We start from the raw sequence: 25,902 nt of genomic DNA, 5'->3' as shown, positions 1-25,902 counted from the left end.
GGCTGGACGTTCCCGAAGGGCGGTAACGTCCAGCCCGTGGGAAAGACGTACGAGGGCGGCGTGCCGCTCGCTGAGGTGATCCGTTCGGGTTTCGTTGAGGGTGTGCATCGCGGGTCGGTGGTGGCGCTCGACGCGACGGGCGCGGCGGTGGCGAGGGTGGGGGATGTGACGTCGCCGATCTTCCCCCGATCGTCGAACAAGCCGTTGCAGACGGTGGGAATGATCCGGGCGGGCCTGCGGCTGGGCGACTCCGCTGACCTCGCCCTGGTCTCGGCCAGCCACGAGGGGGAGGACTTCCACCGGGCTCGGGTCGGTGGGTTGTTGGCGCGGGCCGGGCTCGACGAGTCCGCGTTGCACTGCCCGCCCGACCTGCCGGCGGACGACGCGGCGCGGGCGGCGGTGCTTCGCGCCGGCGGTGGCCCGACCCGGATCCAGATGAACTGCTCCGGAAAGCACACCGGAATGCTGCTGACCTGCCAGGCGGCGGGCTGGCCCGAGGAGGGGTACTGGCGCAGCGAGCATCCGTTGCAGGAGCGGTTGCGCGCGGCGGTGGAGGAGTTCACCGACGAGCCGCCGGCGGCGGTCGGGATCGACGGCTGTGGCGCGCCGGTGCTGGCCGTGTCGCTATCCGGCCTCGCCCTGGCATACCTGCGGCTGGTGCAGGCGGAGCCGGGCTCGCCGGAGCGGGCGGTGGCGGACTCGATCCGGGCGTATCCGGAGATCGTCGGCGGTACGCGGGCCGACGACAGCCGGGTGATGCGGGCCGTGCCGGGGCTGCTCGCCAAGATTGGGGTGGAGGGGGTCATCGCCGCGGCCGCCCCTGGCGTCGGTGCGGTGGCGTTGAAGATCGACGATGGCGCCGGCCGGGCCCGGATGCCGGTGCTGGTCTCCGCGCTGCGCCGGCTCGGGGTGACCGCACCGGCGTTGGCGGAGTTCGCTGAGGTCCCGCTCCTCGGCGGGGGGCGGCCGGTAGGCGCCGTCCGGTCGCTCTGGTGATCCGCCGGGGCGGAGGTCAGGGCGCTGCGGCCACGCTCGGGTGCTAACTCTGGCTAGCATTTTGCTTGCAGGAGTTAGCACCGCGAGCTAGCGTTGAGTTATGGCCAGTGGTAAAGACCTTCCCAACATCGGCGGGTTCATTCGTGACCTGCGCCGGAGTGCGAAGATCTCCCTCCGGCAACTGTCCGAGCAGGCGGGAGTCAGCAACCCGTACCTGAGTCAGATCGAGCGCGGGTTGCGCAAGCCCAGCGCGGAGGTGTTGCAGCAGCTCGCCAGTGCGCTGCGGGTCTCCACTCCGGCGATGTACCTGCGGGCCGGGTTGCTGGATGACCGGGAGGGGCAGGGCGTTCTCGCCGCGATAGCCGTGGACCCCGACCTGACCATGGCGCAGAAGCAGTCGCTCACCCAGATCTACGAGACGTTCCGTCGCGAGAACGCGCGGCTCGCGGAGGCGACCGCCGCCGCCGACGCGGCGTCGGCAGAGTCCGCGACCGGGCCGGTCACCACCGAGTCCGCGACCGGCCCGGTCACCACCGAATCGGTCGCCGCCGTACCCACCGTCGAGGCCGCAACCGGCACGGTTACCACCGAATCGGTTGCCAGCCCGCCCACCACCGAACCGGAGTCGAGCCCGGCTCGGCCGTCTGGGGCCTCCGCCGACCTGGCCAACATCGCGGTCACCGGCCCAACGACCACCGGGGGTACGCCGACCGGCGGTGCGTGAGTCGCACCGGCATCGACCCCGACTCCATTCCTGTCCCGACGCCAGTGCAGCAGTCCGCCCCGAAGGGCGACCCCGAAGCCGCCGACGCGGTCGAAGAGGAGAAATGATGACCAGTCAGCCTAAAACCAGTCGTATCCCCGCCCCCCTCTACGCCGCCGCCGGTGCCGGCGATCTGGCGTACCAGCAGCTGCGAAAGCTCCCCGCCGCGGTGAGTGAGCTGCGCAACCGGGTCGCTGCCGACCTCAGCACGGTAGACGGGGCCGAGCTGCGTCAGAAGGCTACCGAGACGTTGCGTACGGCGACCACTACCGCTGAGAACCTGCGCCGGCGGGCCGCCAGCGACCTGGACCTCAGCCGGCTTCGGGAGACCGCCACCCGCAACGCCGCCGTCGTGGTGGCCAGCGCTCAGGCTGCGCAGGAGCGGGCGGTCACCACCTACGGCGCGCTCGTCGGCCACGGGGAGCGGGTCGTCGGTGCTGGCGTGCTCGAGGCCGCCGACACGGTGAACACCGACATCGAGACGACCGAGCAGGCCCCGGCGCCCACCCCGGCGCAGCTCGCCGAGGCCGCCGAGGACAAGCCGGCGGCCGTCACGAAGCGTGCCACCAAGGCGGCCGGCAAGTCGGCCTCTTCGGCGACGAAGTCACCGCGTGCGACGAAGCAGACCCCGCCGGCTCACGACTGACCTGCGGCGACGGGCGAATGCCCGGTGACGCCGAAGACCCCGGAAGCGGCCTGACGGACGCCTCCGGGGTCTTCGGCATATGCTTGCCGGCATGGCCATCGCCGCGCCGTTCGCTTTTGAGGTTCGCTACGTTATTGAGCTGATCCTGCTCGTCTTCGCACTCATCGTGCAGGGAGTCGCCCTGGTACACGTCATCACCCAGCGGTCCGACGCGTTCGCCGCGGTCGGCACCCTCCCGAAGGGCGCCTGGGTGGCGATCCTCGCCGTCTGTCTGGTGCTCACCCTGCTCACCTCCGGCCGGCTCACCATCTTTGGCCTGATCGGCATCGCCGCTGGGTTGATCTACCTGCTTGACGTCCGGACGGGTCTGCGGGATCTCCGGGGTGGCCGGGGGAACTCCTGGTGAGAGGCTTCCGGTGGCCGCCCCCACCGGATGGTGGCCCCCGTACCTGGGGACCGGGGCCGAGTGCCCCCCGCACCGGTCGACCGGCACTGCCGGAGCCGGAGACCGAGCTGGTCACCACCCCGCACGGCGTCCACCTGGAGCAGTTGGTCACCGGCGCCGGCGATCCGGTCACCGTCTTCGCGCACGGTCTGGGCAGCGGCATCGCCACCACCCGTCCCTTCGGCAGTGGTGTTACCGGCCGCAGACTCTTCTTCCAGTTCCGTGGGCATGGTCGCTCCGCCGCCCCGACCGGGCCGTGGACGTACCACGATCTCGCGCGTGACCTGCGGTCGGTCGCCGATCGGGGCCTCGCGACCCGGGCCTTCGGCGCGAGCCTGGGCGCGGGTGCGCTCTGCCGGCTGCTCGCCGACAACCCGACGCGGTTCGACCGGTTGGTCTTCTATCTGCCGGCGGTGCTGGACCGGCCGCGGGGCGATGCCGCCCGCCGCCGGCTGACGGCACTGCTCGACGCACTCGGCAGTGGCGATGTCGGTCAGCTCGCGGAGGTGGTCCAGTTGGAGCTGCCACCGGCCGTCCGGAACACACCGGCTGGCTGGGCATACCTCCGGCAGCGCCTCGACCAGCTCACCCGGGACGGTCTCGGCTCGGGATTGGTCGGCCTGCCCGAATCGGTGCCGGTCCGCGACGCCACGGAACTCGCCGAGGTTACGGCACCGGCTCTGGTGATCGGGTGCGTCGGCGATGAGCTGCACCCGGTCGAGGTCGCCGAGCGGCTCGCCGCCGCGTTACCCCAGGCCACCCTGCACGTGTACGACCGGCCAGGGGTCCTCTGGGCCAAGCGCGCCGATCTCCGGGAGCGCATCTCCTCCTTCCTCAACGAGTAGTCCGGGGGCGCCTTAGCAACCCGCGCTGCGCTGGTCCTGCCGTCAGCGGAGCCGGGCGGGTCTGGACGGGTGCACTGGGTGCCCTCCTGTCCCGTACTGGAGTCATTTGACCGAACCTCACGTTGAGCCCACAATGATCCCGCATCGTCGCTGATGGTGACTCCCTTACCCGGGATCGGAGAGCATGACCGAATCGTCCAAACCCGGCGGTACCTCTGCCGACGAGAACGGCGTCCGCCTACCAGAGTGGCCACCGCTGGCGAGCTACGACGAGCCCACCGAGGTGCCAAGACGCGTCACCTCGAATCTGGACGACCCACCGCGTCCCGACGGCCCACCCCAGCCCGACAGTGGGTCCCAGTCGAACAGCGGATCACAGCCGGAGGACCCCGATCGCGGCGCGGGCAGCTCCGGACACCGGGCTCTCCGCCCGGTCAAGGGGCTGGCGGATGTTCGCCGTTCGATCCGGGCACGTCTGCGGAGCCAGGGCGTCGTCGTGGCGAGCTTCTTGGGGGTCATCCTGACCGCGGTCGCCTTGAACGCGTTCCAACGCGCACCGGCGGACCCATCGTCTCCGCTCGCCACCGACCCGGTCGGCAGCGCCGAAGCCAGGCCGACAGCCACGCCGTCGGATTCTTCGCCGGCCCAGTCCTCGCCCCTGCCCCCAACACCGACGCCCACCAGGACCTCGACCCCCATCGCGATGGCCGCGACCACGCCTCCGACGCCGTCCAACACCGCGACGCAGAACCCCGAGGCACCGACAGCTCCCATACCAGCTGAGCCGCCGACGCTTCCAGACCCGCCGGCAGCCTGCACGGCGACATACGCGGTTATCGAGTCGTGGCCGGGTGGCTTCAAGGGCGAGGTAAAGATCAAAAACAACACCTCCACCTCCTGGTCCGGGTGGAGAGTCGAGTGGACCTGGCCCAGCGGCCAGCAGATAACCGAGGTGTGGAACGGCTCGCACAGCAGCTCGGGAGCCTCGGTGACGGTGAGGAACATGTCGTACAACGGCACTCTGGCGCCGAACGGCACGACCACGTTCGGCTTCCTCGCCGATATCACCGGCACGAACCAGGCGCCGGCCATGACCTGCGCCAATCGCTGACGCGACCTAGGCTCGGCGACCATGAACGCATCCCCCGCTCTCGCCGCACCCCTGACCGGGGCGGCCGGCCGATTCTTCGCCGGTGTCGGCCTCTTCCTGCGTGGCATGGGCCTCTACCTTCGCAGCCCCGGCCTGATGCTGCTCGGCGTCCTACCGGCACTGATCTCTGGAGTGTTCTTCGTCGCCGCGTTCGGCACGCTCGTCTACTTCGTGGACGAACTGGCCGCGCTGGTCACGCCGTTCGCCGACGACTGGTCCGCCACCGGGCGAGGGCTGACGCGGGTAGCCGCCGGCTTGGCGCTGCTCGGGCTGGGTGGCCTGCTCACGGTGGTCGCGTTCACCGCCGTCACGCTGGTCATCGGGGACCCGTTCTACGAGAAGATCTCCGAACGGGTCGAGGACGATCTCGGCGGTACGCCCAACGCGGTGGACGTGCCGTTCTGGTCGTCGCTGTGGCACAGCCTCGTCGACTCACTGCGGCTGGTGGGGTTGGCGGTGCTGGTCGGCGTACCCCTCTTTGTCGCCGGCTTCATCCCGGTGGTCGGTCAGACCGTGGTGCCGGTACTCGGTGCGACCATCGGCGGTTGGCTCCTCGCGGTGGAGCTGGTCGGTGCCCCCTTCTACCGGCGTGGGCTGCGGTTGTCCGACCGACGGGCCGCCCTCCGGGCCGACCGGCCGACCGCGCTCGGCTTCGGGGTGGCGGTGTTCCTCAGCTTCCTGATCCCACTCGGCGCCGTGCTGCTCATGCCGGCGGCCGTCGCCGGCGCTGCCCTGCTGGCCCGCCGCGTGCTCGGTCAGCCCACCACTGTGGGACCGACGGGGACCACTCAGGACGGGGCGTGACGCGCGGTCGCTCAACTCGTCTCCCGGAGACAACTCCACTCGGCTGCGACGGGCCGGTAGCCGAGCCGTTCGTTGATCGCGAGCATCGGTTTGTTCGCCTCGTCATTGCCGGTGTACGCGACCGTCACCCCGTTGGCCGCGGCCCGACGTAGGGCACCCAGCTTCGCCGCCCTCGCGAGCCCTCGCCCCCGGTGCTCCGGCCGGGAAGCGGTGTAGTCCGACCACATCCGCGAACCGTCCCGCTTGACCAGGCTGATCGCCGCCAGGACGCCGTTGACCTCGACGCCGGTGCTGGCCTCCCGGTCCAGGCCGACGTTGTCCCACGTATCGGCCCGCCAGTGCTCGTAGGTGAGAGCGTCGACGGGGACGTCCCCCGGCTCGTCGGCGCTGGCGTCCCGCTCCACCTCGTACACGTGGCGGGGGTCAACCTCGGACAGTGGCACCAGCCGGGCGCCCGGGGGAACGGCCAGGGGTGGCAGGGCCGTCAGCTCAAGCGCGGAGAAGCGTTCCGCACGGCTGGGTAGGAAGCCGCGCCGCCGCGCGTACGGCAACGACTCGGGTAGCGCCCGTCCGCGCAGTAGCGGAAGCCGGAGCGGGGCGAGGTGGTCCAGGACGGCGGTCAGCAGCCCGCTGCCGATGCCGTGTCCCCGATGGTCGGGGTGGACGTGCAGGAGCGAGATCTCGCCGACACTTCGGGAGGAACTGGCATTGCGGAAGGTCGAGACCCAACCGACGATCTCGTCGTCCACCTCGGCGACGAAGGCGGACCAGTGCTGGCCCGGGCGTGGTTGGGACAGCATCTGACGGGTCGACTCCACCCCGCGAACCAGATGCGGGAAGAGCTGGGTGCGGAGCGCCACCACGGCGGGCGCGTCGTCGGGCTGCGCGGCACGGATCCTCACGCTGCGCGCACGGCGGCGACCGCCTCGACCTCGACGAGCTGCTCGGAGTAGCCGAGCGCGGCCACCCCGAGCAGGGTGCTGGGCGGGTCGTGATCGCCGAAGGCGTCCCGGACGACCTGCCAGGCGGTCACCAGGTCGGGTTGGTGCGCCGAAGCCACGTACACCGTGGTTTTGACGACATCGGTGAGGCGGGCGCCCGCTGCGGTGAGGGCGGTCTCCAGATTGGCCATCGCCTGCCGGGCCTGGGCGGCATGGTCACTGGGGGCAACCGTACGGCCATCCCCGTCGAGCGGGCACGCCCCGGCGGTGAAGACGAGGCGCGTTGCCGGCTCGACGGTACTGACGTACGCGTACTCGGCCTCGGCGAGGGAGGAGACGTGGCGGAGCTGGGGCATGACGTGACGGTAGTGCAGTCCCGAAGGTTGCTCGATCTGTTTTCGTCGGCGGGCTCAGGCGGAGTCGCGGAGGATCAGCTCGGTGGGGAGCACCAGCGCCGGTTCGATCGACTCACCGGCCGCGAGGCGCAGCAACTGGCGGGTCATTCGGCGGCCGATCTCCTGGATCGGCTGGCGGACGGTGCTCAGGGGCGGGTCGGTGTACGCGGCGGTCTCGATGTCGTCGAAACCGATCACCGCGACATCGTCGGGCACCCGTCGCCCCGTCGCGCGTAGCGTCCGCAGGGCGGCGTGTGCCATCAGGTCGGAGGCGGCGAAGATCGCGTCCAGGTCGGGGTGCGCGGCGAGGAGCTGCCAGGTCGCGGCCGCCCCCGACTCGCGGGTGAAGTCGCCGTACGCCACCCACTCCGGCAGCCCGGCCGGGGTTATCGCGGCCTGGTAGCCGGTCAGCCGTTCGATCCCGCCCACCATGTCCTGTGGGCCGGCGATGGTGGCGATGCGCCGCCGGCCGCTGTCGAGCAGATGTTGGACGGCCCGGTTCACCCCGCCGATGTGGTCAACGTCGACGTAGGGGACCGGGGTGTCGCCGAGCGGCCGACCGCTGCACACCACCGGTATGCCCAGCCGGGCCAGCCGGCCGGGGAGCGGGTCGGCGCCGTGTAGCGAGGCGAACAGCACCCCGTCAACGTGCCGGCCGGTGGTGTACCGCTCCACCCGCTCGTGTCCGGCCGGCGAACCGGCCAGCATCAGCACCAACTGTTTCTCCGCCGCCTCCAACTCCTGGGCGGCGCCGCGGATGATGCCGGGGAAGTACTGGTCGTCGGAGAAGACCCGGGTGGCCGCCTCCGGCATGACCAGCGCCACCGAGTCCGTTCGCTGGGTGACCAGGCTGCGCGCGGCCAGGTTCGGTACGTACCCCAGCTCGGTGACGGCTCGACGGACGGCCGCGCGGATCGGCTCGGCGACCGTGGTGGAGCCGTTTACCACCCGGGAGACGGTGGCTCGGGAGACACCGGCGCGGCGCGCCACCGCCTCGAGCGTCGGCCGTTGCGCCGTCGTCATTGTCCTCCCCGCTCAGAGCCCGTTCCGGGAAATCACCTGGTGGTACCAGCGGGCACTCGCCTTCGGTGTGCGTAGCTGGGTCCGGTAGTCGACGTGGACGATCCCGAAACGTTTCCGATAGCCCTCGGCCCACTCGAAGTTGTCCAACAACGACCATACGAGATAGCCGCGTAGGTCCACCCCACGGGCGATGGCCTCGTGCGCGGCGCGAAGGTGCCCGTCGAGGTAGGCGATCCGGTCGGTGTCGAACACCCCGCTGTCCCCCGCCGTCGCCGGCCGCTCCGGGCTCCCCGGAGGCGCGGCGTGGTCCGGGAAGGCCGCCCCGTTTTCGGTGATCATCAGCGGCACGCCCGGGTAGTCGGTGGCGAGGCGTTCCAGCAGCCGGGTGAGCCCGGCCGGCTCGATCATCCAACCCATGTCGGTCAGGGGCCCAGCGGGCGGCAGGAACTCCACCGCCCCGTCGGTGCCGGGAAACGCCCCGCCGCCGCCAGCCCCGTCCGGCTTACCAGCGACGTAGAGGGGCGCGTAGTAGTTGACGCCGAGTAGGTCGATCGGGGTGGCGATCACCTTCTCGTCGCCGTCCCGGAGGAACGCCGGCGGCACGATTCGGGCGACATGCTCCAGCACATCCTCCGGGTACGCGGCCCGGAACAGCGGGTCCAGGAAGATCCGATTGTGGAGCCCGTCGACCAGGCGTACCGCGGCGGCGTCGGCGGCGCTGTCCGGGTCGGCGGGGCGGACGTCGGCCGGGTTGAGCGTGATTCCGACGGTCGCCGCGCCGGCCGCGTGCAGCGCCCGGGCCGCCAGGCCGTGCCCGAGCAGCAGGTGGTGCACGGCGGTGAAGGCGGCCCCCGGGTCCGCGATGCCGGGGGCGTGCACCCCGTTGCCGTAGCCCAGGTATGCCGCGCACCACGGCTCGTTGAGGGTGGTCCAGGAGTTCACCCGGTCACCGAGCCTAGCGTGGACGGCGGCGGCGTACCCGGCGAAGTGCTCCGCGGTCTCCCGGGTGGCCCAACCGCCCTGGTCCTGCAGGGTCTGCGGCAGATCCCAGTGGTAGAGCGTGACCATCGGGTCGATCCCCCGGGCCAGCAGGGCGTCCACCAGGCGGTCGTAGAAGTCCAGCCCGCGCGGGTTGACCGGGCCGGTGCCGTCGGGCTGGACCCGGGGCCAGGACACCGAGAACCGGTACGTTTGGATCCCCAACCCGGCCATCAGCTCCACGTCGTCGGCGTACCGGTGGTAGTGGTCGCAGGCGACATCGCCGGTGTGGCCCTGGTAGACCTTGCCCGGCGTACGGCTGAAGGTGTCCCAGATCGACGGCCCCCGGCCGTCCTCGCGGGCCGCACCCTCGATCTGGTACGCCGCCGTGGCCGTGCCCCAGCGGAAGTTCGCCGGAAAGTGAAGCGCGCTCATAGGACAGCTCCCTCCGTTCGCGCAGCGTCTCCCGAGGCGTCACCCAATGTCAAGAAAGCGCTCTCCCTGGCCGGTTCGATCCATCCGACGGGGTGGAGAGCCGGGGGCGGCTCGGGCGTGAACAGCCCCCGGCCGAGCGTGGCGCCGGCTGCGGCCGGCGGCGTCAGCTGGTTCGGAGACCAGCCAGGAGCGCGCGCTCACCCGTCACCGCCAGGGTGTCGAAACTGACTCGCCCCCAGAGTGCGAGCAGCAGGTCGCTGGCGGTGCCGACGACCTGGACCCGGGCGTGGTGATCATGGTCATCGAAGATTGTGGCGGTGTCCAGCAGGGCAATCCCCTCGCCGCGCAACCGCAGGAACCACTCCTGTCCGGCGTCGGAGGCCGACAGGTGTACGACTCCGTGCCACTGCCCATGATCCGGACGTCGTCCGGCCGGCAGGCAGGTGTCGAGCACCTCGCTCACCCCGTCGGCTGCGAGCTTCGTCTCGATCGGGTCACCCGCACCGATGGCGAGCTGGGCGTCCCAGCGGTGCAGTGCCGTCTCGTGTGAGATCCGGCGCGGCCAGAAGCCGGCCTTCTTCGGCTGCGGCGCCCAGTTCCACGCCGGCGCCTCCGGATCCAGCGCGTCGAAACGCACCAGCAACTCGTCGTACGCCTGCTGCCACAGCTGAAGGTCGGTCTCGCCTGGACCTGGCTCCACCAACTCGGAGCGGAGAGACGGCGGGGTGACGGAGTTGGCCGACACGGTCCCGTGCACCCAGCGGTAGACGCTTGCCAGGTGCCGGGTCAGGTCGGTCACTGTCCAGCCGGGACAGGAGAGCACCGGAGCGTCGGCGGGTGCCTCGGCGATCGCCGCGGCGAAGGCCGGCCCCTCCGTCCGCAGCGCCCCGATCCAGAAGTCCTTCGTGCCATGCGTTCTGTTCATCGCCATCCTCCCGGGGGTGACCGGGCCACCAGTGGGTGCCGCGGCTACCCCTCAGCTTAGGGTGATGGGCGTGGCAGAGGTTCTCCAGTCGACATCCGGCACCCAACGCGACGCCGAGTGTCACTTGTCGCGATACACGACGCTGCGCCTCGGCGGCTGGGCGACCCGCGTGGTCACCGCCACCAGCGCCGATGACCTCGTCCGCGGGGTGCGGGAGGCCGGGGAGCGCGGCGAGCAGATCCTGGTCCTCGCCGGGGGCAGCAACGTGGTGATCGGCGACGCGGGCTTCCCGGGGACAGTGGTGTTGGTCCGGTCCCGGGGGCTGCAGGTCGTGGAGACCGACAATGACACCGTCACAGTGCGGGTCGAGGCCGGCGAGCCCTGGGACGATCTGGTCGCCCACACCGTGGCCAACGGGTGGTCCGGCCTGGAGTGCCTGTCCGGGATACCCGGCTCCACCGGCGCGACCCCGATCCAGAACGTCGGCGCGTACGGGCAGGATGTCGCCGAGACCATCACCGGGGTGCAGGTGTACGACCGGGTGGCCGGCACCACCGGTCGGATCGAGGCCCGCGACTGCGGGTTCAGCTACCGGTCCAGCATCTTCAGGTACAGCGACCGGTGGGTGGTGCTGTCGGTCGACTTCCGTCTCGCCCGGTCGCCGCTGTCCGGCCCGGTTCGCTACGCCGAACTGGCGCGGGCGCTCGACGTGGCGGTCGGTGACCGGGTGCCGCTGGCGAAGGCCCGTGCCGCCGTGCTGCGACTGCGTGCGGGCAAGGGGATGGTGCTCGACCCGAACGATCCGGACACCTGGTCGGTGGGTTCGTTCTTCACCAATCCGGTGCTGGACCAGGCCGACTACGAGCGGCTGCGGGAACGGGCTGGCGAGCTCGGCGAGCCCCCGTCCTGGCCCGGTGCCGACGGCACGGTGAAGGTCAGTGCCGCCTGGTTGATCGACAAGGCCGGTTTCGGCAAGGGCCATCCGGGCCCGGAAGGTGTCGTTACCATCTCCACCAAGCACACCCTGGCGTTGACCCACCGCTCCGGCACCGCCCGAACCGAGGATCTGGTGGGTCTGGCCCGCGAGATCCGCCACGGCGTGCAGGCTCGCTTCGATGTGACCCTGCACCCCGAACCAGTCTTGATCAACTGCGCCCTCTGACCCGGCCGGGCAACGGGCCAGCGGGGGCGTGCCGTCGCCCAGCGGGGAGTGCCGTCGCCCAGCGGCGGTCAGTGGGGCGCCACCGCCGCCCAGTCGATGGTGACCAGGCCCTGGCGCCAGCGGCGGGGTTGGTACGCCAGCGGCCAGCCCCCGGCGCGGACGGCGGTCACCGTACGCAGCCAGCGGTGACGGGGGCCGAAGGGAGCGTAGGGGGCGGCTGCCCGCCAGGCGTTCTCCAGGGCCTGGAGCAGGGCATGGATCGGCTCCCCGGCGACGTTGCGGTGGATCAGGGCTTTGGGGAGCCGTTCGGCGAGTCGGGCCGGGCTGTCCAGGGTGGTCAGCCGGGCACCCAGGGTCAGGGTGCGGGGGCCGCCCTCGTCGAGCAGCACCCACCCGCCGAGTCGCCCCAACTCGTCGCAGGTCCCCTCGACCAGCAGTCCACCCGGGGCGAGCGCGCCGGTCATCGTCGCCCAGGCGCCCGCCACCTCACCCTCGTCGTATTGGCGTAGCACGTTGAAGGCGCGGACCAGGGCGGGGCGGAGACCGGCCAACTCGAAGCCGCCCCGGGCGAAGGTGAGCCGGGGTGGGTCGGCGACCGGTTGGGCGGCGGCGACGCGGACCGGGTCGATCTCCAGCCCGACCACGCGTACGTCGGGGCGGACCGCGTGGGCCAGTCGGGAGCGCAGCTCGACGGCGGTGACCCCGGTGGCGCCGTAGCCCAGGTCCACCACGAGCGGGTCCGCTGCCGCCCGCAGCACGTCTCCGCAGGTGGCGGCGATCCAGTTGTCCACCCGGCGCAGCCGGTTCGGGTTCGTCGTCCCGCGGGTTACGACGCCGAGCGGGCGTCCTGCTGGCACCGCCACCACCTGGTCAACCGGCCCGGTGGACCTTGTGCTGCGCGGCCTGCGCCAACGGCCGGACCACCAGCCGGTCCACGTTCACGTGCTGCGGGCGGGTCGCGCACCAGGCGACACAGTCCGCCACGTCGTCGGCGACCAGCGGTTCGGACACCCCGGCGTAGACGGCGTCCGCCCGGTCGGCGTCCCCGCCGAAGCGGACCAGCGAGAACTCTTCGGTCCGTACCATCCCGGGGTCGATCTCGACGACCCGAACCGGCCGGCCGCACAGCTCCAGCCGCAGGGTGCCCGCGACCGCGGTCTGCGCGTGCTTGGCGGCGGCGTAGCCGCCCCCACCCTCGTACACGGTGAAGCCGGCGGTTGACGACACGACGATGATCGTGCCGGCTCCGGAGGAGACCAACGCCGGCAGGAGCGCCTGGGTGACCCGCAGTGTGCCCAGGACGTTCACGTCGTACATCCACTGCCAGTCACCGACCGCGCCGGTCTCCACCGGGTCCAGGCCGCGCGCTCCCCCGGCGTTGTTGACCAGCAGGGTGACCGGACCGGGGGCGGCCGCCGCCGCGGCGGCGAGGCGGGCCACCGACTCGTCCGAGGTCACGTCGCAGCCGACCGCGGTGGCCGAGCCGCCGTTGACTTCGACCTCCCGGACCAGGTCGGCGAGGCGGTCGGTACGCCGGGCGGCGGCCAGCACGTGGAACCCTTCGGCGGCGAGTCGGCGGACGGTGGCCGCCCCGATCCCGCTGGATGCTCCGGTGACGACAGCGACGGAAGTCATCCGCTCATTCTGACGCCGAGCCCGAGCGCGGGAGCGATGAGGTCCGTCACGCCCGGGGACGGCCGGGAGGAATTACCGAACCACGATCGGGAAGATGACACCCGGCGTGGAGGTTGACCGAGAGGCGCCGGTCGTGCGGGACGGCAACCGTGGCGGAAGGAGCGGACGTGACGGAACAGCACACCGGTGTCGGTCGTCAGCGGGGTTCCCGTCCGTGGCCCCGGCCCCGACGGATCGCGACCCTCTCCGTGCACACCTCGCCGCTGCACCAGCCCGGCACGGGGGACGCGGGCGGAATGAACGTCTACATCCTGGAAGTCGCCCGGCGGCTGGCCGAGGCGAACGTCGAGGTCGAGATCTTCACCCGTGCTACCGCCGCCGACCTGCCGCCGGTGGTAGAGATGGTGCCGGGCGTGCACGTCCGGCACATCACCGCCGGACCGTTGGGTGGGCTGACCAAGGAGGAGTTGCCCGGCCAGCTCTGCGCGTTCACCGCGGGGGTGCTGCGGGCCGAGGCCGCCCGGGCGGTGGGGCACTACGACCTCATCCACTCGCACTACTGGCTCTCCGGGCAGGTCGGCTGGCTGGCCAAGGAGCGTTGGGGGGTTCCGCTGGTGCACACCGCGCACACCCTTGCCAAGGTCAAGAACGCGCAACTCGCCGCCGGGGACCGGCCGGAGCCCAAGGCCCGGGTGATCGGCGAGGAGCAGGTGGTGGCCGAGGCCGATCGGCTGGTCGCCAACACCAAGACCGAGGCCGGTGACCTGATCGAGCGGTACGACGCCGACCCCACCCGGGTGGAGGTGGTCGAGCCCGGGGTGGATCTGGCCCGGTTCTGCCCCCCAGCCGGTGATCGTGCCCAGGGCCAGGTCCTCGCCCGTCGTCGCCTGGGCCTGCCCGAGCGGGGGTACGTGGTGGCATTTGTCGGCCGGATCCAGCCGCTCAAGGCACCCGACGTGCTGATCCGCGCGGCGGCGGCGCTGCGCCAGCGGGACCCGGCGCTCGCCGACGACATGACGGTGGTGGTTTGCGGCGGCCCCAGCGGCAGCGGGCTTGAGCGGCCGACTCGCCTGATCGAGCTGGCCGTCGAGTTGGGGATCTCCGATCGGGTTCGGTTTCTGCCGCCACAGACCGGTGACGACCTGCCCGCCCTGTACCGGGCGGCCGACCTGGTGGCGGTCCCGTCCTACAACGAGAGCTTCGGGCTGGTCGCGTTGGAGGCGCAGGCCTGTGGCACCCCGGTGGTGGCAGCCGCCGTCGGCGGTTTGATCACCGCGGTACGCGACGACGTCAGCGGGGTCCTGGTGGATGGCCACGACCCGGTCGCATGGGCCCATACGCTGGGTCGCCTGCTGCCGGACGCGGGGCGGCGCACGGCCCTGGCCCATGGCGCGCAACGCCACGCCCGCAGCTTCTCCTGGGATCGGACGGTGCGCGACCTGTTGGAGGTCTACGGCGAGGCTGTCGCCGCGTACCGAACCCGATCGTCGGACTTCGCCACCTGTGCCCGGTGAGCACCGATCGTCAGCGACGGAGGCCGGACCGGCGTGGGCCGCGGCTGGGCGTGAGCGGTCGTAGAGTGGGGCGGTGAACGGGAGAAGCGAGCTCGGGGCGTTGATCGAGTCGGTCTGCGCGGAGCGGGACCTGGCCTGGGAGGCCACCGGCCCGAACTCGTACGCGGTGACCCTGCCGGGCACCCACAAGCTGCGGACGATCTGCAACCTGATCATCGGTGAGTACGCGCTGCGAGTCGAGGCGTTCGTGATGCGCCAGCCCGACGAGCGCCGCGAGGAGCTGTGGGCGTGGCTGCTGCAGCGCAACGCCCGGATGTATGGGGTGTCGTTCTCCATCGACGCGGTCGGTGACGTCTACCTGACCGGCCGGGTCAATTCGGCAGGTGTGGACGCCGACGAGTTGGATCGGCTCTTTGGGTCGGTGCTCACGTACGCCGACGAGTCCTTCGACACGATGCTGGAGATCGGCTTCAGTAGTTCGATCCGGCGGGAGTGGGAGTGGCGGGTCAGGCGGGGCGAATCGACCGCCAACCTCGCGGCCTTCGCCCACCTGGTCGCGCCGGCTGACGGCGGGTCCGCGCCGGCCGCCGGGACGGCTGCTACCGGGAGCCCGACCGCGGGCGGTGCGACCGCTACCGGGAACCCGACCGCTGCCCCCGGGGATTCGACGCTGTCCTGACGGGTACGCCCCGGTGTGCGGTGCGGTACTGGGACCGGCCGCGCGCCGAGGACGGACTGGCGGAGGAGCGTTCCATGGCTCAGCGAAGCAGCGCAGGCCGCGGTGGTACGGCGACCCGGACCGCACGCCGGCCAGGAAACCAGACCCCGAACACGCCGGAGGTGTCCGAAAGCACGATCTCCCGGATGCGGGTGGACGAGATTCGGGGGCAGTTGCGCCAGCACGGCGTCTCCGGCACCTCCGCGCTGCGCAAGCCGGAGCTGGTGCGGACGCTGGTGAAGACCTTGCGGGCGGAGCGCCGATCGGGCGGGACGAAGGGGCCGGGCCGCCGGGCGACGTCCGGCGGGAGGTCGGCGGGTGGCGCCGCGGTGCGGACCGGGCCCCGTACCTCGCGGTCGGTGCGGTCCTCGCAGGTCATCGCCGCCCTGACCGACCGGCCGGAGCGTCCGGGCCGGAGCCTGGTTACCACGAACCACGAGGTGATCCGGCGGTGGGCGCGGGAGCGCAACGCGAAGCCGGCGACGATCCGGGGTACCGAGCGGGACGGCCGGGCTGGGGTGCTCACCTTCAACATGCCGGGGTTCCGGCAGAGCCCTCGGGTGCGCGAAATCACATGGCAGGAGTGGTTCCGGACCTTTGATCTGCGGAAGCTGAACTTGATCTATCAGGAGCGGCTGCGAGACGGCAGAATGAGCAACTTTTTCCGTACAGAGTCACCCGATCGGGAGGACGGATGAGTTGTTTGCCGGAGTTGTCGGCGGGTAGACCGCTGGTGGCCGGAGGGCGGGCCGGATCGCGGGGCAGCCGGTTTGTGACCGGTGAGACAGCCGGTCGATTTGTATCCGCATTCCGGGCGAACTAACTTTATTGCACCGTGCGACGCTCGGTTCCGTTCGGGGGAGCGGAGGATCAATCAGATCCGAGCATCGAGTGTGGCGCGGGGACGGGTGGAACAACACCGTTGGGGGACGGTGTCCACCTGTTGACCGGCGGCGTGAGCGGGCGCCGCTTACGGGGGTGAGTGTCGCCCGCCGCCGCCGGTCGTACGCAACGAAACGCCCATCGTGACGAACTCACGATGGGCGTTTCGCGTACCCGGAGGCCGTGCCGTCCAGCTTGCGGGCGCTCACCCCACCCCGGTCGCCTGCTGCTGCCCGACCGGGGCCGGCGGCGGTTGGTTGACTGCCCGCAGCGCGGCGGCCCGGCGCTCCCGGGCCGGTCCGGAGATCAGGTGCGCCACCGCCACCAGCCCGCCGAGCAGGGCACAGCCCAGCCAGAGGGTGGCGTTGCCGGCCCCCTCCCGGACGAGCCCGCCGAGCACCGGTGCAGTGGCGCCGGCGATCTGCCAGGAGAGCGAGAAGACCCCCTGGTAGCGGCCGCGTAGCTCACTCGGGGAGAGCTCGGCGATCAGGGTGGCGTTGGACGGCGAGTTGAGCATCTCGCCGACGGTCCAGATCAGCACGGTCAGCCCGTAGAACCAGGCGGTCTCGGCGAACGCGGTCAGCCCGAAACCGGCCCCGAGTACCACCGCCGACAGTGCCAACACATGGGACCGGCTACGGCCCTTGATCAACCGTGGCACGAAGAGCTGGCCCACCACGATCAGCACCCCGTTGAGTGCGATCACCGAGCCGTAGGTGGCGGGGCTCAGCCCCGAGTCGGCCATCGCGATCGGCAGCATCGAGATGTGCTGGAGCATGACTATCGCGGCGAAGAGGTTCAACGCCACGAACCCGAGGTAGATCCGGTCGGTCAGGATGACGCGCAGCGCCCCGGTCGGGGCCTTCGGCCCGCCGGTGGCGACCAGCGGTTGGCGGGTCTCGCCCACCTTGAGGAAGATGACCAGGGTCATGATCAGGGTGGTGACCGCGTCAACCACGAAGAGCAGCAGGTAGCCGGCCCCGGTCGCGAACCCCGCGAGGATCGCGGCGCAGGCGAAGCCGAGATTGATCGCCCAGTAGTTCAGGCTGAAGGCACGCAACCGGTCCTTCGCCGGCACCACGTCGATCATCATGGCGCCGAAGGCGGGCCGGGCGGCCTCGGCGAAGAGCCCGAGCAGGAGGGCGCCGAGCGCGATGGACCAGAGGCCCCGGGCGAAGCCGAGGGCGAGCATCATGCTCGCGGCGCCGAGGTGTGCGGTGAGCAGGGTGGGCCGGCGGCCCCACCGGTCTGCGAGCGTGCCGCCCACGGTGGTGCCCACCGCGCCGCCGACCCCCCACAGCCCCAGGACCAGGCCGGCCTGGGCGGCGGAGAAGCCCCGCTCCTGGGTGAGGTAGATGGCGAGGAAGATCAGGACGAACGAGCCGAGCCGGTTGATCAGGGTGCCGGTCCAGAGGTACCAGAAGGAGCGCGGGAGGCCACCGGCCGTCTCGACTAACCAACCTCGCATCGTTCGCACGCAACGCCCCGTTTCCGTAATGATCAGTTTCCGCGCAAGGCCTTACAAACTAGTGCTGGGGCGGAGCCCTCCGCCATCCGGTTTTTCCGTGCTGGTCAGCACCCCTTCCCGCGCGACGGGTGGGCCGGTGGGGGAGGATGGCCGACATGACTGCAAGTGAAGGGCCCACCATCGGGACGCTGGTCCTGCTGCGACACGGCGAGAGCGACTGGAACGCCAAGAACCTCTTCACCGGCTGGGTCGACGTGGACCTGACCGCCAAGGGAGAGGCCGAGGCGCGTCGTGGCGGCGAGCTGCTGCGGGAGCACAACCTGTCGCCGGATGTGGTACACACCAGCCTGTTGCGCCGGGCGATCCGCACCGCGGAGCTCGCGCTGGACACCGCCGACCGGCACTGGATCGCGGTGCGTCGGTCGTGGCGGCTCAACGAGCGCCACTACGGCGCCCTCCAGGGCAAGAACAAGAAGCAGACCCTCGACGAGTACGGCGAGGAGCAGTTCATGCGCTGGCGCCGCTCGTACGACTCGCCGCCGCCGCCGATCGCGGACGGAGACGAGTGGTCGCAGGTCGGTGACCCGCGCTACCGGCTGCTGCCGACCGAGCTGATGCCGCGGACGGAGTGCCTGAAGGACGTCTTCGAGCGGATGCTGCCGTACTGGTACGACTCGATCGTGCCGGACATCCTGGCTGGCCGGACCGTGCTGGTGGCCGCGCACGGCAACTCGCTACGCGCGTTGGTCAAGCATCTGGACCAGATCAGCGACGAGGCGATCGCGAAGCTGAACATCCCGACCGGGATCCCGCTGCGGTACGACCTCGACCCGCAGCTGCGTCCGATGACGCTCGGCGGCACCTACCTGGACCCGGCGGCGGCGCAGGAGGCCGCGGCGGCGGTGGCGAACCAGGGCCGCTGACGCGGGCCCGAGCGACCGCGCGGTACCGGGGCCCGGAGGGAACGCCCTGGTGAACGGGGTCGGACGGGGCGGTGAATACCCGCGGAAGTGAGGATGTTTCGTCCTGGTCTGTTCGGGTGCTGGGTTAACCAGGACCTAGGATCGCCCGGTGGAGTGGGTAGTGGTGGTCGTCGCGGTGGCCGCGGGACTGGTGGTCGGTGTGCTGCTGACCCGGCTGGTCCTGGCGCGCCGAGCTGGATCGACCGGGTTCGGGAGCCACCAGTCCGGCTCGCCTCGACTCGGTGGGAGGCACGCGAGCACCGACGGTTCGCCGTCCGGCCTCGGTCGCCGGACGATCGACTCCCTCCGGGTCGGCGTCGTGGTGCTCGCCGACGACGACGGGCCCGTCCTGGTCAATCCGGCAGCCCGGGCGATGGGCCTGCTCCGCGCCGGCGGCCCGCCGGGCACGGTCGTCGCCCATCCGTTGATTCGGACCCTCGCGGGGCAGGTGCGGCGGACCGGCGTACGTCGAGAGATCCAGCTGGACCTGCCCCGGGGTAGCGACGGTGTCGCCGCGGAGAATCCGCTCGGCGTGCATCTGCGGGCGATCGGCCTCGGCGGCGGCCACGTCGCCGTGGAAGCTGTTGACGTGACCGAGTCGCACCGGCTGGCCCGGGTCCGGCGAGACTTCGTGGCCAATGTGAGTCACGAGCTCAAGACCCCGATCGGGGCGCTCCAGCTCCTCGCCGAGGCGTTGCTGGACGCGACCGAGCCGGTCGACGAGGAGGAGCCGGACCTCTCCGAGGATCTGGCTGCCACTCGCCGGTTCGCCGAGCGGATCCGGCATGAGTCGACCCGGCTGGGTCGGTTGGTGCAGGAGTTGCTGGAGCTGACCCGGCTCCAGGGCGCGGACCCGCAGCCCGCGCCGGAGCCGGTCGCCGTGGACTGGGTGGTCGGCGAGGTGGTGGATCGGACCCGGACCGGCGCCAGCGCCCGCCGGATCGACGTGGTGGTGGACGGTGAGCGGGGACTGACGGTGTACGGCAGTGACACCCAGCTGGCCACCGCCGTGTCGAACCTGGTCGAGAACGCCATCAACTACTCGGGTGAGGACACTGCCGTCCGGGTCACCGCCCGGCGCGACGACGAACACGTCACGATCTCCGTCACCGACCAGGGCATCGGGATCGGCCCGGGCGACGTGGACCGGATCTTCGAGCGTTTCTACCGGGCCGACCAGGCCCGGTCCCGCGCTACCGGCGGCACCGGTCTCGGGCTCGCCATCGTCAAGCACATCGCCAGTAACCACGGCGGACGGGTGGAGGTCGCGAGCACTCCCGACGAGGGCTCGACGTTCACCCTCCGACTCCCCGCCCGCCCCCCGGACGATCTTTTGGTGATACCGCCCTCGGCTGAGATCGAGGCCGAACCGGCCGAGTCCCAGCAGACGTGACAGTTGAAAGGAAACGTTCGTTGAGCCGCGTTCTGGTGGTCGAGGACGAGGAGTCGTTCTCCGATGCCCTGTCCTACATGCTCCGTAAGGAGGGTTTCGAGGTTTCGGTTGCCGCGACTGGCACCTCCGCCCTCACCGAGTTCGATCGGACCGGTGCCGACATCGTGCTGCTCGACCTGATGCTGCCCGAGATGTCCGGCACTGAGGTGTGTCGGCAGCTCCGGCAGCGGTCGCACGTGCCGATCATCATGGTCACCGCTCGGGACAGCGAGATCGACAAGGTGGTCGGGTTGGAGATCGGCGCCGACGACTACGTGACGAAGCCGTACTCGCCGCGGGAACTCGTCGCCCGGATCCGTGCGGTGCTGCGCCGCAAGAGCGTCGAGACGGTGGAGACCGGCGCGGCGACGTTGGCCGCGGGCCTGGTTCGGATGGACATCGAACGGCACGTGGTCACGGTCGGCGGCGCCCCGGTGCAGCTGCCGTTGAAGGAGTTCGAGCTGCTGGAGTTGCTGCTGCGCAACGCCGGTCGGGTGCTCACCCGGGGCCAGCTGATCGATCGGGTCTGGGGGGCCGACTACGTCGGCGACACGAAGACCCTCGACGTGCACGTCAAGCGGCTGCGTTCCAAGGTCGAGCCGGAGCCGTCCGCTCCCCGTTACATCGTCACCGTGCGGGGCCTGGGCTACAAGTTCGAGCCGTGACCGGACGCCGGCGCTGGGCCCCGTCCCGCGCCGGCGTGGTGCGTGGTCAGTCCGGGTCGGCGGGGTGCGGGGCGACCAGCCCGCGGCGGGCGCGGGCGGCACACAGCGTGGCCAGCTCGGTGTACGCGGGCGCACCGATCAGGGCGGTCAGCTCGGGGGCGTACGAGACGTACATCGGTTCGGTCGCCACGTGCGCGTCCGGGGACGAGGTGCACCACCAGTCCAGGTCGTGCCCGCCGGCGCCCCAGCCGCGGCGGTCGAACTCCCCGAGCGTGGAGAGCAGCACCCTGGTGCCGTCCGGGCGCTGGACCCACTCCTGTTCGCGGCGGACCGGCAGCTGCCAGCAGACATCCGGCTTGTACTCCAGCGGGTGGACACCGTCGCGGAGCGCCTGGGCGTGCAGGGCGCAGCCCGCCCCGCCGGGAAAGTCGGCGTCGTTGAGGAAAACGCAGGGGCCGTCGGGCCGGGTGGCCGTCCGTCGGGCCGGTCTCTTCTCCTCAACCGTGTCGGTCTCGGTCCAGTTCTCAAAGCCCCGCCGGTGGTGCTGCCAGGTCCCCGGGGTCAGCCGCCTGACCGCCGACCGGACCCGCTGTTCGTCGTCGGAGTCGGTGAAGAACGCACCGTGTGAGCAGCAGCCGTCGGCGGGGCGGTCGGCGCTGATGCCGTGACAGCCACGCCCGTAGACGCAGGTCCACCGGGACAGCAGCCAGGTCAGGTCGGCCCGGATCAGGTGGGTGTCGTCGGCCGGGTCGCCGAATTCGATCCACTCCCGGGGGAAGTCCAGCGGGACCTCCCGGCCGCGTGGATCGTTCGGCCGGGTACGGAGCTCGATCTGCCCTCTCACCTGACCAGCGTACGCTTCGGCGGATGGCTGGCCCGGCGCGCCGCGGCCGGGTGTTGCCTCTAGGGTTTGCCTCATGCGGCTGGGCGTCCTTGATGTTGGATCCAACACGGTGCACCTGCTGGTGGTGGACGCGCACCGGGGCGCACACCCCTGGCCGGCGCACTCCGAGAAGGTGGTGCTACGACTGGCCGAGCAGATCGGTCCGGATGGCGCGCTCACCATCGCCGGTGCGGATTCCCTGGTGCGGGCGGTCGCGGCCGCGAAGGAGTCCGCGTTGGGGCTGGGCACCGACGATCTGATCGCGTTCGCCACCTCCGCGGTGCGGGACGCCACCAACTCGGTGGGGGTGTTGGCCCGGGTCCAGGCGGAGACCGGGGTTCGGCTGGAGGTCCTCACCGGCGCCGATGAGGCCCGGATGACCTTCCTCGCGGTGCGCCGCTGGTTCGGCTGGTCGGCCGGACGGCTGCTGGTGCTCGACATCGGTGGGGGCTCGCTAGAGATCGCGGCGGGCATCGACGAGGACCCGGACGCGGCGGTGTCGTTGCCGCTGGGCGCTGGCCGGCTCACCCGTCGCCAGCTCCGGGTCGCTGCGGGCAGTACTACCCCGCCCGGGGTCGAGCAGGTGGATCAGCTGCGGGCGTACGTGGACGGCCAGCTCGACGCGGTGGCCGGGGAGCTGAACAAGGTGGGCTGGGAGCGCCCGGTCGCCACCTCGAAGACCTTCCGGACCCTGGCCCGCCTCGCTGGGGCGGCCCCCTCCGGGGCCGGCGTCTGGGCCCGCCGTCGGCTCACCCGGGCCGGGCTACGGCAGGTGCTCGGGTTCATCCGGCACATTCCCCCGGCGCAGCTGGTCGAGCTGGGCGGGGTCAGCGCCGGCCGGGCGCATCAGCTGTTGGCCGGTGCGGTGGTCGCCGAGGCGGCGATGCGCCGGCTGGACATCAGCACACTGGAGATCTGCCCGTGGGCGTTGCGGGAGGGGGTGATCCTACGCCGCCTGGATCAGCTCGCACCGATGTGATGCTTCCTCGGCTTCCGCGGTATTTGCCGGGGTTCATCCTGAAGATCCCTCTCGGTGCCCGCTACTCTCGATGCTGTGTCCTCCCGAGTTCCGGTTCTCCTATCCACCTCGTCGGTCTTCCCCGAGCGGACCGCGGCGGCTTTTCAGCTGGCTGCGACGCTCGGCTACGACGGTGTCGAGGTGATGGTCTGGACCGATGCCGTCAGCCAGGACGCTGACGCCCTGACCGGGCTCGCCAAGCACTACGGCGTGCCGGTGCTCGCCGTGCACGCCCCGTGTCTGCTGGTTACCCAGCGGGTGTGGAGCGCCGACCCGTGGGAGCGGTTGCGCCGATCCGGGGAGCTGGCCGAGGCGCTGGGCGCGCCGACCGTGGTGGTGCACCCCCCGTTCACCTGGCAGCGGGACTACGCCCGCAACTTCGCCGAGGGCTTGGCCGAGGTCTCCGGGCGGTTCAGTGGCATCAGCTTCCCGGTCGAGAACATGTATCCGGTGCGGATGGCGGGGCGGCGGTTCGTCCCGTACGCCCCGGGGTGGGACCCGACGGTGACGGGATACCCCACCTACACCCTTGACCTGTCGCACTGCGCCGCATCCCACACCGACGCGCTGGAGCTGGCCGACCGGATGGGCGCCGGCCTGGCCCACGTTCACCTGGGCGATGGCACCGGTGAGGGGCGCGACGAGCATCTCGTCCCCGGGCGAGGGACCCAGCCCTGCGCCGAGCTACTGCGCTCGCTCGCCGGCCGAGGCTTCACCGGCTCGGTGGCGGTGGAGGTGTCAACCCGGCGGGCGAAGGGCCGCGCAGTCCGGGAGGCGGACCTACGGGCGGCGTTGGCCTTCGCCCGTCAGCACCTCGACGACCTCCCGGCCGCAACCCCCGCCGGGCCGGAACCGGCACGGCCGGGCGACGGGGAAGCCGGAGCCTAGCCGGCGGCGCGTCCCCGGCGGAAGGTCGACGCTCAGCTGATCGCGGTCAGGTTGTCGGCCGGGGCGGCGGACTGCGCCGCCACCGTGACCCGGTCGCGGATCGCGGCCCGCTTGCGGGCCCGGTGCGCCGCCACGTGGGAGCGGGTGGCGCAGCGCTCCGAGCAGAACCGCCGGCAGCAGTTCGACGAGGTGTCCAGATAGACGTTGCCGCACCGCTCGTCCGCACAGACCCCGAAGCGGGCGCTGCCGTATTCACAGAGCCACACCGACAGCCCCCAGACCGCACCGGCCAGGTACTCCGCACTCACCGAGGCGCCGCGGCTGGTGACGTGCATGTGCCAGTCACTGGAGTCATGCCCGGAGATGCGCGGCTGCACCGGGTACGCCTCCAACAGGGCGTTCAACTCGGCGACGGCTTGGATGTCCCGTCCCGACGTACCGTATTCGAAGACGTCACGAAGTCGCTTCTGCGCCCGTCGGAAGATGGTGAGATCTCGCTCCGACACCGCGTCCCGCATCCACGCGATGTCCTCGGGGAAGAGCGAACGGAGGGCGTCGAGGTCGTCCAGCCGGATATTGATCAGATCAACTCCGGTCCGGGCGTACGCGTCGAAGTTCACGTCACCCACCGTAGACGACTTCCCGGGCATCCGACGTGTCGATGTAGCGCGATGTGACAGCACCGCCATTTTGCTGCTATGAGCGCTACTCTTCAGCCCATGCTTCGTACCGTAATTCTCGCTGCGGCCCGGTCATCGCGGTGCGAGCGGCTCGTGGCGACATCCCCCTTCACTCGGAACGTGGTGCACCGGTTCGTCGCCGGCCCCCGGCCCGAGGACGCGTTGCGGGTGACCCGCGCCCTCGTCGCCGACGGGCTCACGGTCACCCTCGACAACCTCGGTGAGGACACGGTCACACCCGAGCAGGCCAGCGCCGTTCGTGACGAGTACCTCGACCTGCTGGCGGCGCTCGCCGCCGACGGGCTCACCCCCGCCGCGGAGGTGAGCGTCAAGCTCTCCGCGCTCGGGCAGACCTTCGACGAGCAGCTCGCCTACGACAACGCCCGGGCGATCTGCGCGGCGGCCGAGGCCGGGGGCACCACGGTCACCCTCGACATGGAGGACCACACCACGACCGATTCCACTCTGGACATCCTGGACAAGCTGCGCGCGGATTATCCGTCCACTGGGGCGGTACTCCAGGCGTATCTGCGCCGGACCGAGTCCGACTGCCGGCAGCTGGCCGGCGCCGGTTCCCGGGTTCGGCTCTGCAAGGGCGCGTACCGGGAGCCCGAATCGGTGGCCTACCAGTCCGCCCGGGACGTGGACCGGTCCTACGTACGCTGCCTGAGTATTCTGCTGGCCGGGGCCGGCTACCCGATGCTCGCCACGCACGACCCCCGCCTGATCGCGATCGGCGAGGACCGGGCCCGCTGGTTCGACCGGGGGCCGGACCAGTTCGAGTTCCAGATGCTCTACGGCATCCGCTCCGCCGATCAGGCCCGCCTGATCGGCGACGGATACACCGTGCGCTCGTACGTGCCGTACGGCGAGGAGTGGTTCGGCTATCTCATGCGTCGGCTGGCCGAGCGCCCCGCCAATCTGGGGTTTCTCGCCCACGCCCTGATGGGCCGGTAGCCAGGCCTGGTGGGCCGGTAGCCGAGCCTGGTGGGCCGGTGGTCACGCCCGCGGCGGCAGTCATGATCTACCGGTGTCGGGCCCCGACGAGGGCCCTGACACACTGGTGCCCGCTCCCAGCACGGAGCCCCGGTCCGCGTCCGGAAGCGGCTCGGGGCGCTCGTCCGGTGGCACCGGTGGCGCCACCGGCGCCACCGGGCTCCGTGGGGCCGAGCGGCGCTGCCCGGCGGCTGAGGCGGTCCGTCCGGACTCCGCTGGTATGAATCAGTACGGTTTGTCCGAAGGGTTCGCGCCGGTCACATCGGCCCCGTTACCGTACTGGTAACACGCGCGTCGCCGGTCCGGCGGAAGCCCCGTCGGGATAGCACGCGCCGGGCATGGGATGGGTCGGTGAGCCATGGCCGGGTTGCGGTCCGACGGCCAGCTGTCGGGGGTCAGGTTCCTCACCGTCGCCGAGGTGGCGACGGTCATGCGGGTGTCGAAGATGACGGTCTACCGTTTGGTGCACAGCGGCGAACTCGCCGCCGTCCGGGTCGGCCGGTCGTTTCGCGTCCCCGAGCACGCGGTGCACGAGTACCTGCGCGGGGCCTTCCAGGAAACTGCCTGAGTCGGCGTTCGCGGGCGGGAAGCGGCCGTGATGACCAGCATCGAGGGGCCGCGTTGGTCCTGCTGATGCCTCCCGGCTACCCTGG

General features: G+C 71.2%; 28 protein-coding genes and 1 pseudogene. 19 read left to right on the top strand and 10 right to left on the bottom strand.

The window, feature by feature from the left end:
* Positions 1-36: 36 nt before the first annotated feature.
* The 7 genes from SALPAC3_RS0112485 (at position 37) to SALPAC3_RS0112450 (ending at position 5,649) form a co-directional block, all read left to right on the top strand.
* Complete coding sequence (locus SALPAC3_RS0112485) at positions 37-996, top strand: asparaginase (protein WP_018221569.1); 960 nt, start codon at positions 37-39, stop codon at positions 994-996.
* 100 nt (positions 997-1,096) lie between these two features.
* Positions 1,097-1,720, top strand: a complete 624-nt coding sequence (locus SALPAC3_RS0112480) for a helix-turn-helix domain-containing protein (protein WP_018221568.1) — start codon at positions 1,097-1,099, stop codon at positions 1,718-1,720.
* Positions 1,721-1,826: 106 nt separating this feature from the next.
* Positions 1,827-2,405 carry a hypothetical protein gene (locus SALPAC3_RS0112475; protein ID WP_018221567.1) on the top strand — a complete coding sequence of 193 codons (579 nt, stop codon included), beginning with the start codon at positions 1,827-1,829 and terminating at the stop codon, positions 2,403-2,405.
* A 91-nt stretch (positions 2,406-2,496) separates the two neighbouring features.
* Positions 2,497-2,811, top strand: a complete 315-nt coding sequence (locus SALPAC3_RS0112470) for a DUF2516 family protein (RefSeq protein ID WP_026185501.1) — start codon at positions 2,497-2,499, stop codon at positions 2,809-2,811.
* A complete protein-coding gene (locus SALPAC3_RS0112465; protein ID WP_018221565.1) occupies positions 2,808-3,695 on the top strand; it encodes an alpha/beta fold hydrolase in 888 nt (295 codons plus the stop codon). The genes SALPAC3_RS0112470 and SALPAC3_RS0112465 overlap by 4 nt, the downstream gene beginning before the upstream one ends.
* Positions 3,696-3,879: 184 nt before the next feature.
* Positions 3,880-4,806, top strand: a complete 927-nt coding sequence (locus SALPAC3_RS29200; RefSeq protein ID WP_080635171.1) for a cellulose binding domain-containing protein — start codon at positions 3,880-3,882, stop codon at positions 4,804-4,806.
* A 21-nt stretch (positions 4,807-4,827) separates the two neighbouring features.
* On the top strand, positions 4,828-5,649 hold the full coding sequence (locus SALPAC3_RS0112450) for an EI24 domain-containing protein (protein ID WP_018221564.1): 822 nt from the start codon (positions 4,828-4,830) through the stop codon (positions 5,647-5,649).
* An 11-nt stretch (positions 5,650-5,660) separates the two neighbouring features.
* On the opposite strand, the gene SALPAC3_RS0112445 is transcribed toward SALPAC3_RS0112450, so the two are convergent.
* From SALPAC3_RS0112445 to SALPAC3_RS0112425, 5 genes are all read right to left on the bottom strand, one after another.
* Positions 5,661-6,551, bottom strand: coding sequence for a GNAT family N-acetyltransferase (locus SALPAC3_RS0112445; protein WP_018221563.1), 891 nt, complete (start codon positions 6,549-6,551; stop codon positions 5,661-5,663).
* Complete coding sequence (locus SALPAC3_RS0112440) at positions 6,548-6,946, bottom strand: RidA family protein (protein WP_018221562.1); 399 nt, start codon at positions 6,944-6,946, stop codon at positions 6,548-6,550. Before SALPAC3_RS0112440 ends, SALPAC3_RS0112445 begins: the two co-directional genes overlap by 4 nt.
* A 54-nt stretch (positions 6,947-7,000) precedes the next feature.
* The gene (locus SALPAC3_RS0112435) at positions 7,001-8,008 is read right to left on the bottom strand and encodes a LacI family DNA-binding transcriptional regulator (RefSeq protein WP_018221561.1); all 1,008 of its coding nucleotides are present in this window, start codon (positions 8,006-8,008) and stop codon (positions 7,001-7,003) included.
* Between the two features lie 12 nt (positions 8,009-8,020).
* Positions 8,021-9,421 (bottom strand): GH1 family beta-glucosidase, encoded by a 1,401-nt coding sequence (locus tag SALPAC3_RS0112430; RefSeq protein ID WP_018221560.1) that lies wholly within the window; start codon positions 9,419-9,421, stop codon positions 8,021-8,023.
* Positions 9,422-9,584: 163 nt separating this feature from the next.
* On the bottom strand, positions 9,585-10,346 hold the full coding sequence (locus SALPAC3_RS0112425; protein WP_018221559.1) for a maleylpyruvate isomerase family mycothiol-dependent enzyme: 762 nt from the start codon (positions 10,344-10,346) through the stop codon (positions 9,585-9,587).
* Positions 10,347-10,410: 64 nt separating this feature from the next.
* On the opposite strand from SALPAC3_RS0112425, the gene SALPAC3_RS0112420 reads away from it, so the two are divergent.
* Complete coding sequence (locus tag SALPAC3_RS0112420; RefSeq protein ID WP_018221558.1) at positions 10,411-11,508, top strand: UDP-N-acetylmuramate dehydrogenase; 1,098 nt, start codon at positions 10,411-10,413, stop codon at positions 11,506-11,508.
* Between the two features lie 68 nt (positions 11,509-11,576).
* On the opposite strand, the gene SALPAC3_RS0112415 is transcribed toward SALPAC3_RS0112420, so the two are convergent.
* Positions 11,577-12,374, bottom strand: a complete 798-nt coding sequence (locus SALPAC3_RS0112415) for a class I SAM-dependent methyltransferase (RefSeq protein WP_018221557.1) — start codon at positions 12,372-12,374, stop codon at positions 11,577-11,579.
* Positions 12,375-12,378: 4 nt separating this feature from the next.
* Positions 12,379-13,143 (bottom strand): SDR family NAD(P)-dependent oxidoreductase, encoded by a 765-nt coding sequence (locus tag SALPAC3_RS0112410; protein ID WP_018221556.1) that lies wholly within the window; start codon positions 13,141-13,143, stop codon positions 12,379-12,381.
* Positions 13,144-13,310: 167 nt separating this feature from the next.
* Here SALPAC3_RS0112410 and mshA point away from each other — a divergent pair, with 167 nt between their 5' ends.
* The 3 genes from mshA (at position 13,311) to SALPAC3_RS0112395 (ending at position 16,073) form a co-directional block, all read left to right on the top strand.
* Positions 13,311-14,657, top strand: a complete 1,347-nt coding sequence (gene mshA, locus SALPAC3_RS0112405) for a D-inositol-3-phosphate glycosyltransferase (RefSeq protein ID WP_018221555.1) — start codon at positions 13,311-13,313, stop codon at positions 14,655-14,657.
* Between the two features lie 73 nt (positions 14,658-14,730).
* Positions 14,731-15,336: a type III secretion system chaperone family protein gene (locus SALPAC3_RS0112400; RefSeq protein ID WP_018221554.1), complete on the top strand. Its 606-nt coding sequence runs from the start codon at positions 14,731-14,733 to the stop codon at positions 15,334-15,336.
* 74 nt (positions 15,337-15,410) lie between these two features.
* Positions 15,411-16,073: a hypothetical protein gene (locus tag SALPAC3_RS0112395; RefSeq protein WP_026185499.1), complete on the top strand. Its 663-nt coding sequence runs from the start codon at positions 15,411-15,413 to the stop codon at positions 16,071-16,073.
* A gap of 389 nt (positions 16,074-16,462) precedes the next feature.
* Here the strand turns inward: SALPAC3_RS0112395 and SALPAC3_RS0112390 are convergent, their stop codons facing one another.
* Positions 16,463-17,725, bottom strand: coding sequence for an MDR family MFS transporter (locus tag SALPAC3_RS0112390; RefSeq protein WP_018221551.1), 1,263 nt, complete (start codon positions 17,723-17,725; stop codon positions 16,463-16,465).
* 155 nt (positions 17,726-17,880) lie between these two features.
* Here SALPAC3_RS0112390 and SALPAC3_RS0112385 point away from each other — a divergent pair, with 155 nt between their 5' ends.
* From SALPAC3_RS0112385 to SALPAC3_RS0112375, 3 genes are all read left to right on the top strand, one after another.
* A complete protein-coding gene (locus SALPAC3_RS0112385) occupies positions 17,881-18,648 on the top strand; it encodes a phosphoglyceromutase (RefSeq protein WP_026185497.1) in 768 nt (255 codons plus the stop codon).
* Positions 18,649-18,796: 148 nt separating this feature from the next.
* Entirely contained in the window at positions 18,797-20,080 is a 1,284-nt protein-coding gene (locus tag SALPAC3_RS0112380; RefSeq protein WP_026185496.1) for a sensor histidine kinase, read from the top strand.
* 20 nt (positions 20,081-20,100) lie between these two features.
* The gene (locus tag SALPAC3_RS0112375; RefSeq protein WP_026185495.1) at positions 20,101-20,784 is read left to right on the top strand and encodes a response regulator transcription factor; all 684 of its coding nucleotides are present in this window, start codon (positions 20,101-20,103) and stop codon (positions 20,782-20,784) included.
* A gap of 46 nt (positions 20,785-20,830) precedes the next feature.
* Here the strand turns inward: SALPAC3_RS0112375 and SALPAC3_RS0112370 are convergent, their stop codons facing one another.
* Entirely contained in the window at positions 20,831-21,628 is a 798-nt protein-coding gene (locus tag SALPAC3_RS0112370; protein WP_018221547.1) for a DUF3109 family protein, read from the bottom strand.
* A 73-nt stretch (positions 21,629-21,701) separates the two neighbouring features.
* Here SALPAC3_RS0112370 and SALPAC3_RS0112365 point away from each other — a divergent pair, with 73 nt between their 5' ends.
* Both SALPAC3_RS0112365 and SALPAC3_RS0112360 read left to right on the top strand, forming a co-directional pair.
* Positions 21,702-22,646 (top strand): Ppx/GppA phosphatase family protein, encoded by a 945-nt coding sequence (locus SALPAC3_RS0112365; protein ID WP_018221546.1) that lies wholly within the window; start codon positions 21,702-21,704, stop codon positions 22,644-22,646.
* Between the two features lie 75 nt (positions 22,647-22,721).
* The gene (locus SALPAC3_RS0112360; protein WP_018221545.1) at positions 22,722-23,573 is read left to right on the top strand and encodes a sugar phosphate isomerase/epimerase family protein; all 852 of its coding nucleotides are present in this window, start codon (positions 22,722-22,724) and stop codon (positions 23,571-23,573) included.
* Positions 23,574-23,605: 32 nt separating this feature from the next.
* Here the strand turns inward: SALPAC3_RS0112360 and SALPAC3_RS0112355 are convergent, their stop codons facing one another.
* The gene (locus SALPAC3_RS0112355) at positions 23,606-24,193 is read right to left on the bottom strand and encodes a CGNR zinc finger domain-containing protein (RefSeq protein ID WP_018221544.1); all 588 of its coding nucleotides are present in this window, start codon (positions 24,191-24,193) and stop codon (positions 23,606-23,608) included.
* Positions 24,194-24,292: 99 nt separating this feature from the next.
* On the opposite strand from SALPAC3_RS0112355, the gene SALPAC3_RS0112350 reads away from it, so the two are divergent.
* From SALPAC3_RS0112350 to SALPAC3_RS0112345, 3 genes and pseudogenes are all read left to right on the top strand, one after another.
* A complete protein-coding gene (locus tag SALPAC3_RS0112350) occupies positions 24,293-25,210 on the top strand; it encodes a proline dehydrogenase family protein (RefSeq protein WP_026185494.1) in 918 nt (305 codons plus the stop codon).
* A gap of 55 nt (positions 25,211-25,265) precedes the next feature.
* Positions 25,266-25,427 (top strand): annotated as a pseudogene (locus SALPAC3_RS27755) (ABC transporter ATP-binding protein); the annotation flags it as partial.
* 180 nt (positions 25,428-25,607) lie between these two features.
* Entirely contained in the window at positions 25,608-25,817 is a 210-nt protein-coding gene (locus SALPAC3_RS0112345) for a helix-turn-helix domain-containing protein (RefSeq protein ID WP_018221542.1), read from the top strand.
* Positions 25,818-25,902: the final 85 nt, after the last annotated feature.

The organism is Salinispora pacifica DSM 45544 (genome assembly GCF_000378845.1).
In the GTDB taxonomy this organism is placed as follows: domain Bacteria; phylum Actinomycetota; class Actinomycetes; order Mycobacteriales; family Micromonosporaceae; genus Micromonospora; species Micromonospora pacifica.
This window is presented reverse-complemented; position numbering and strand designations above follow the sequence as displayed.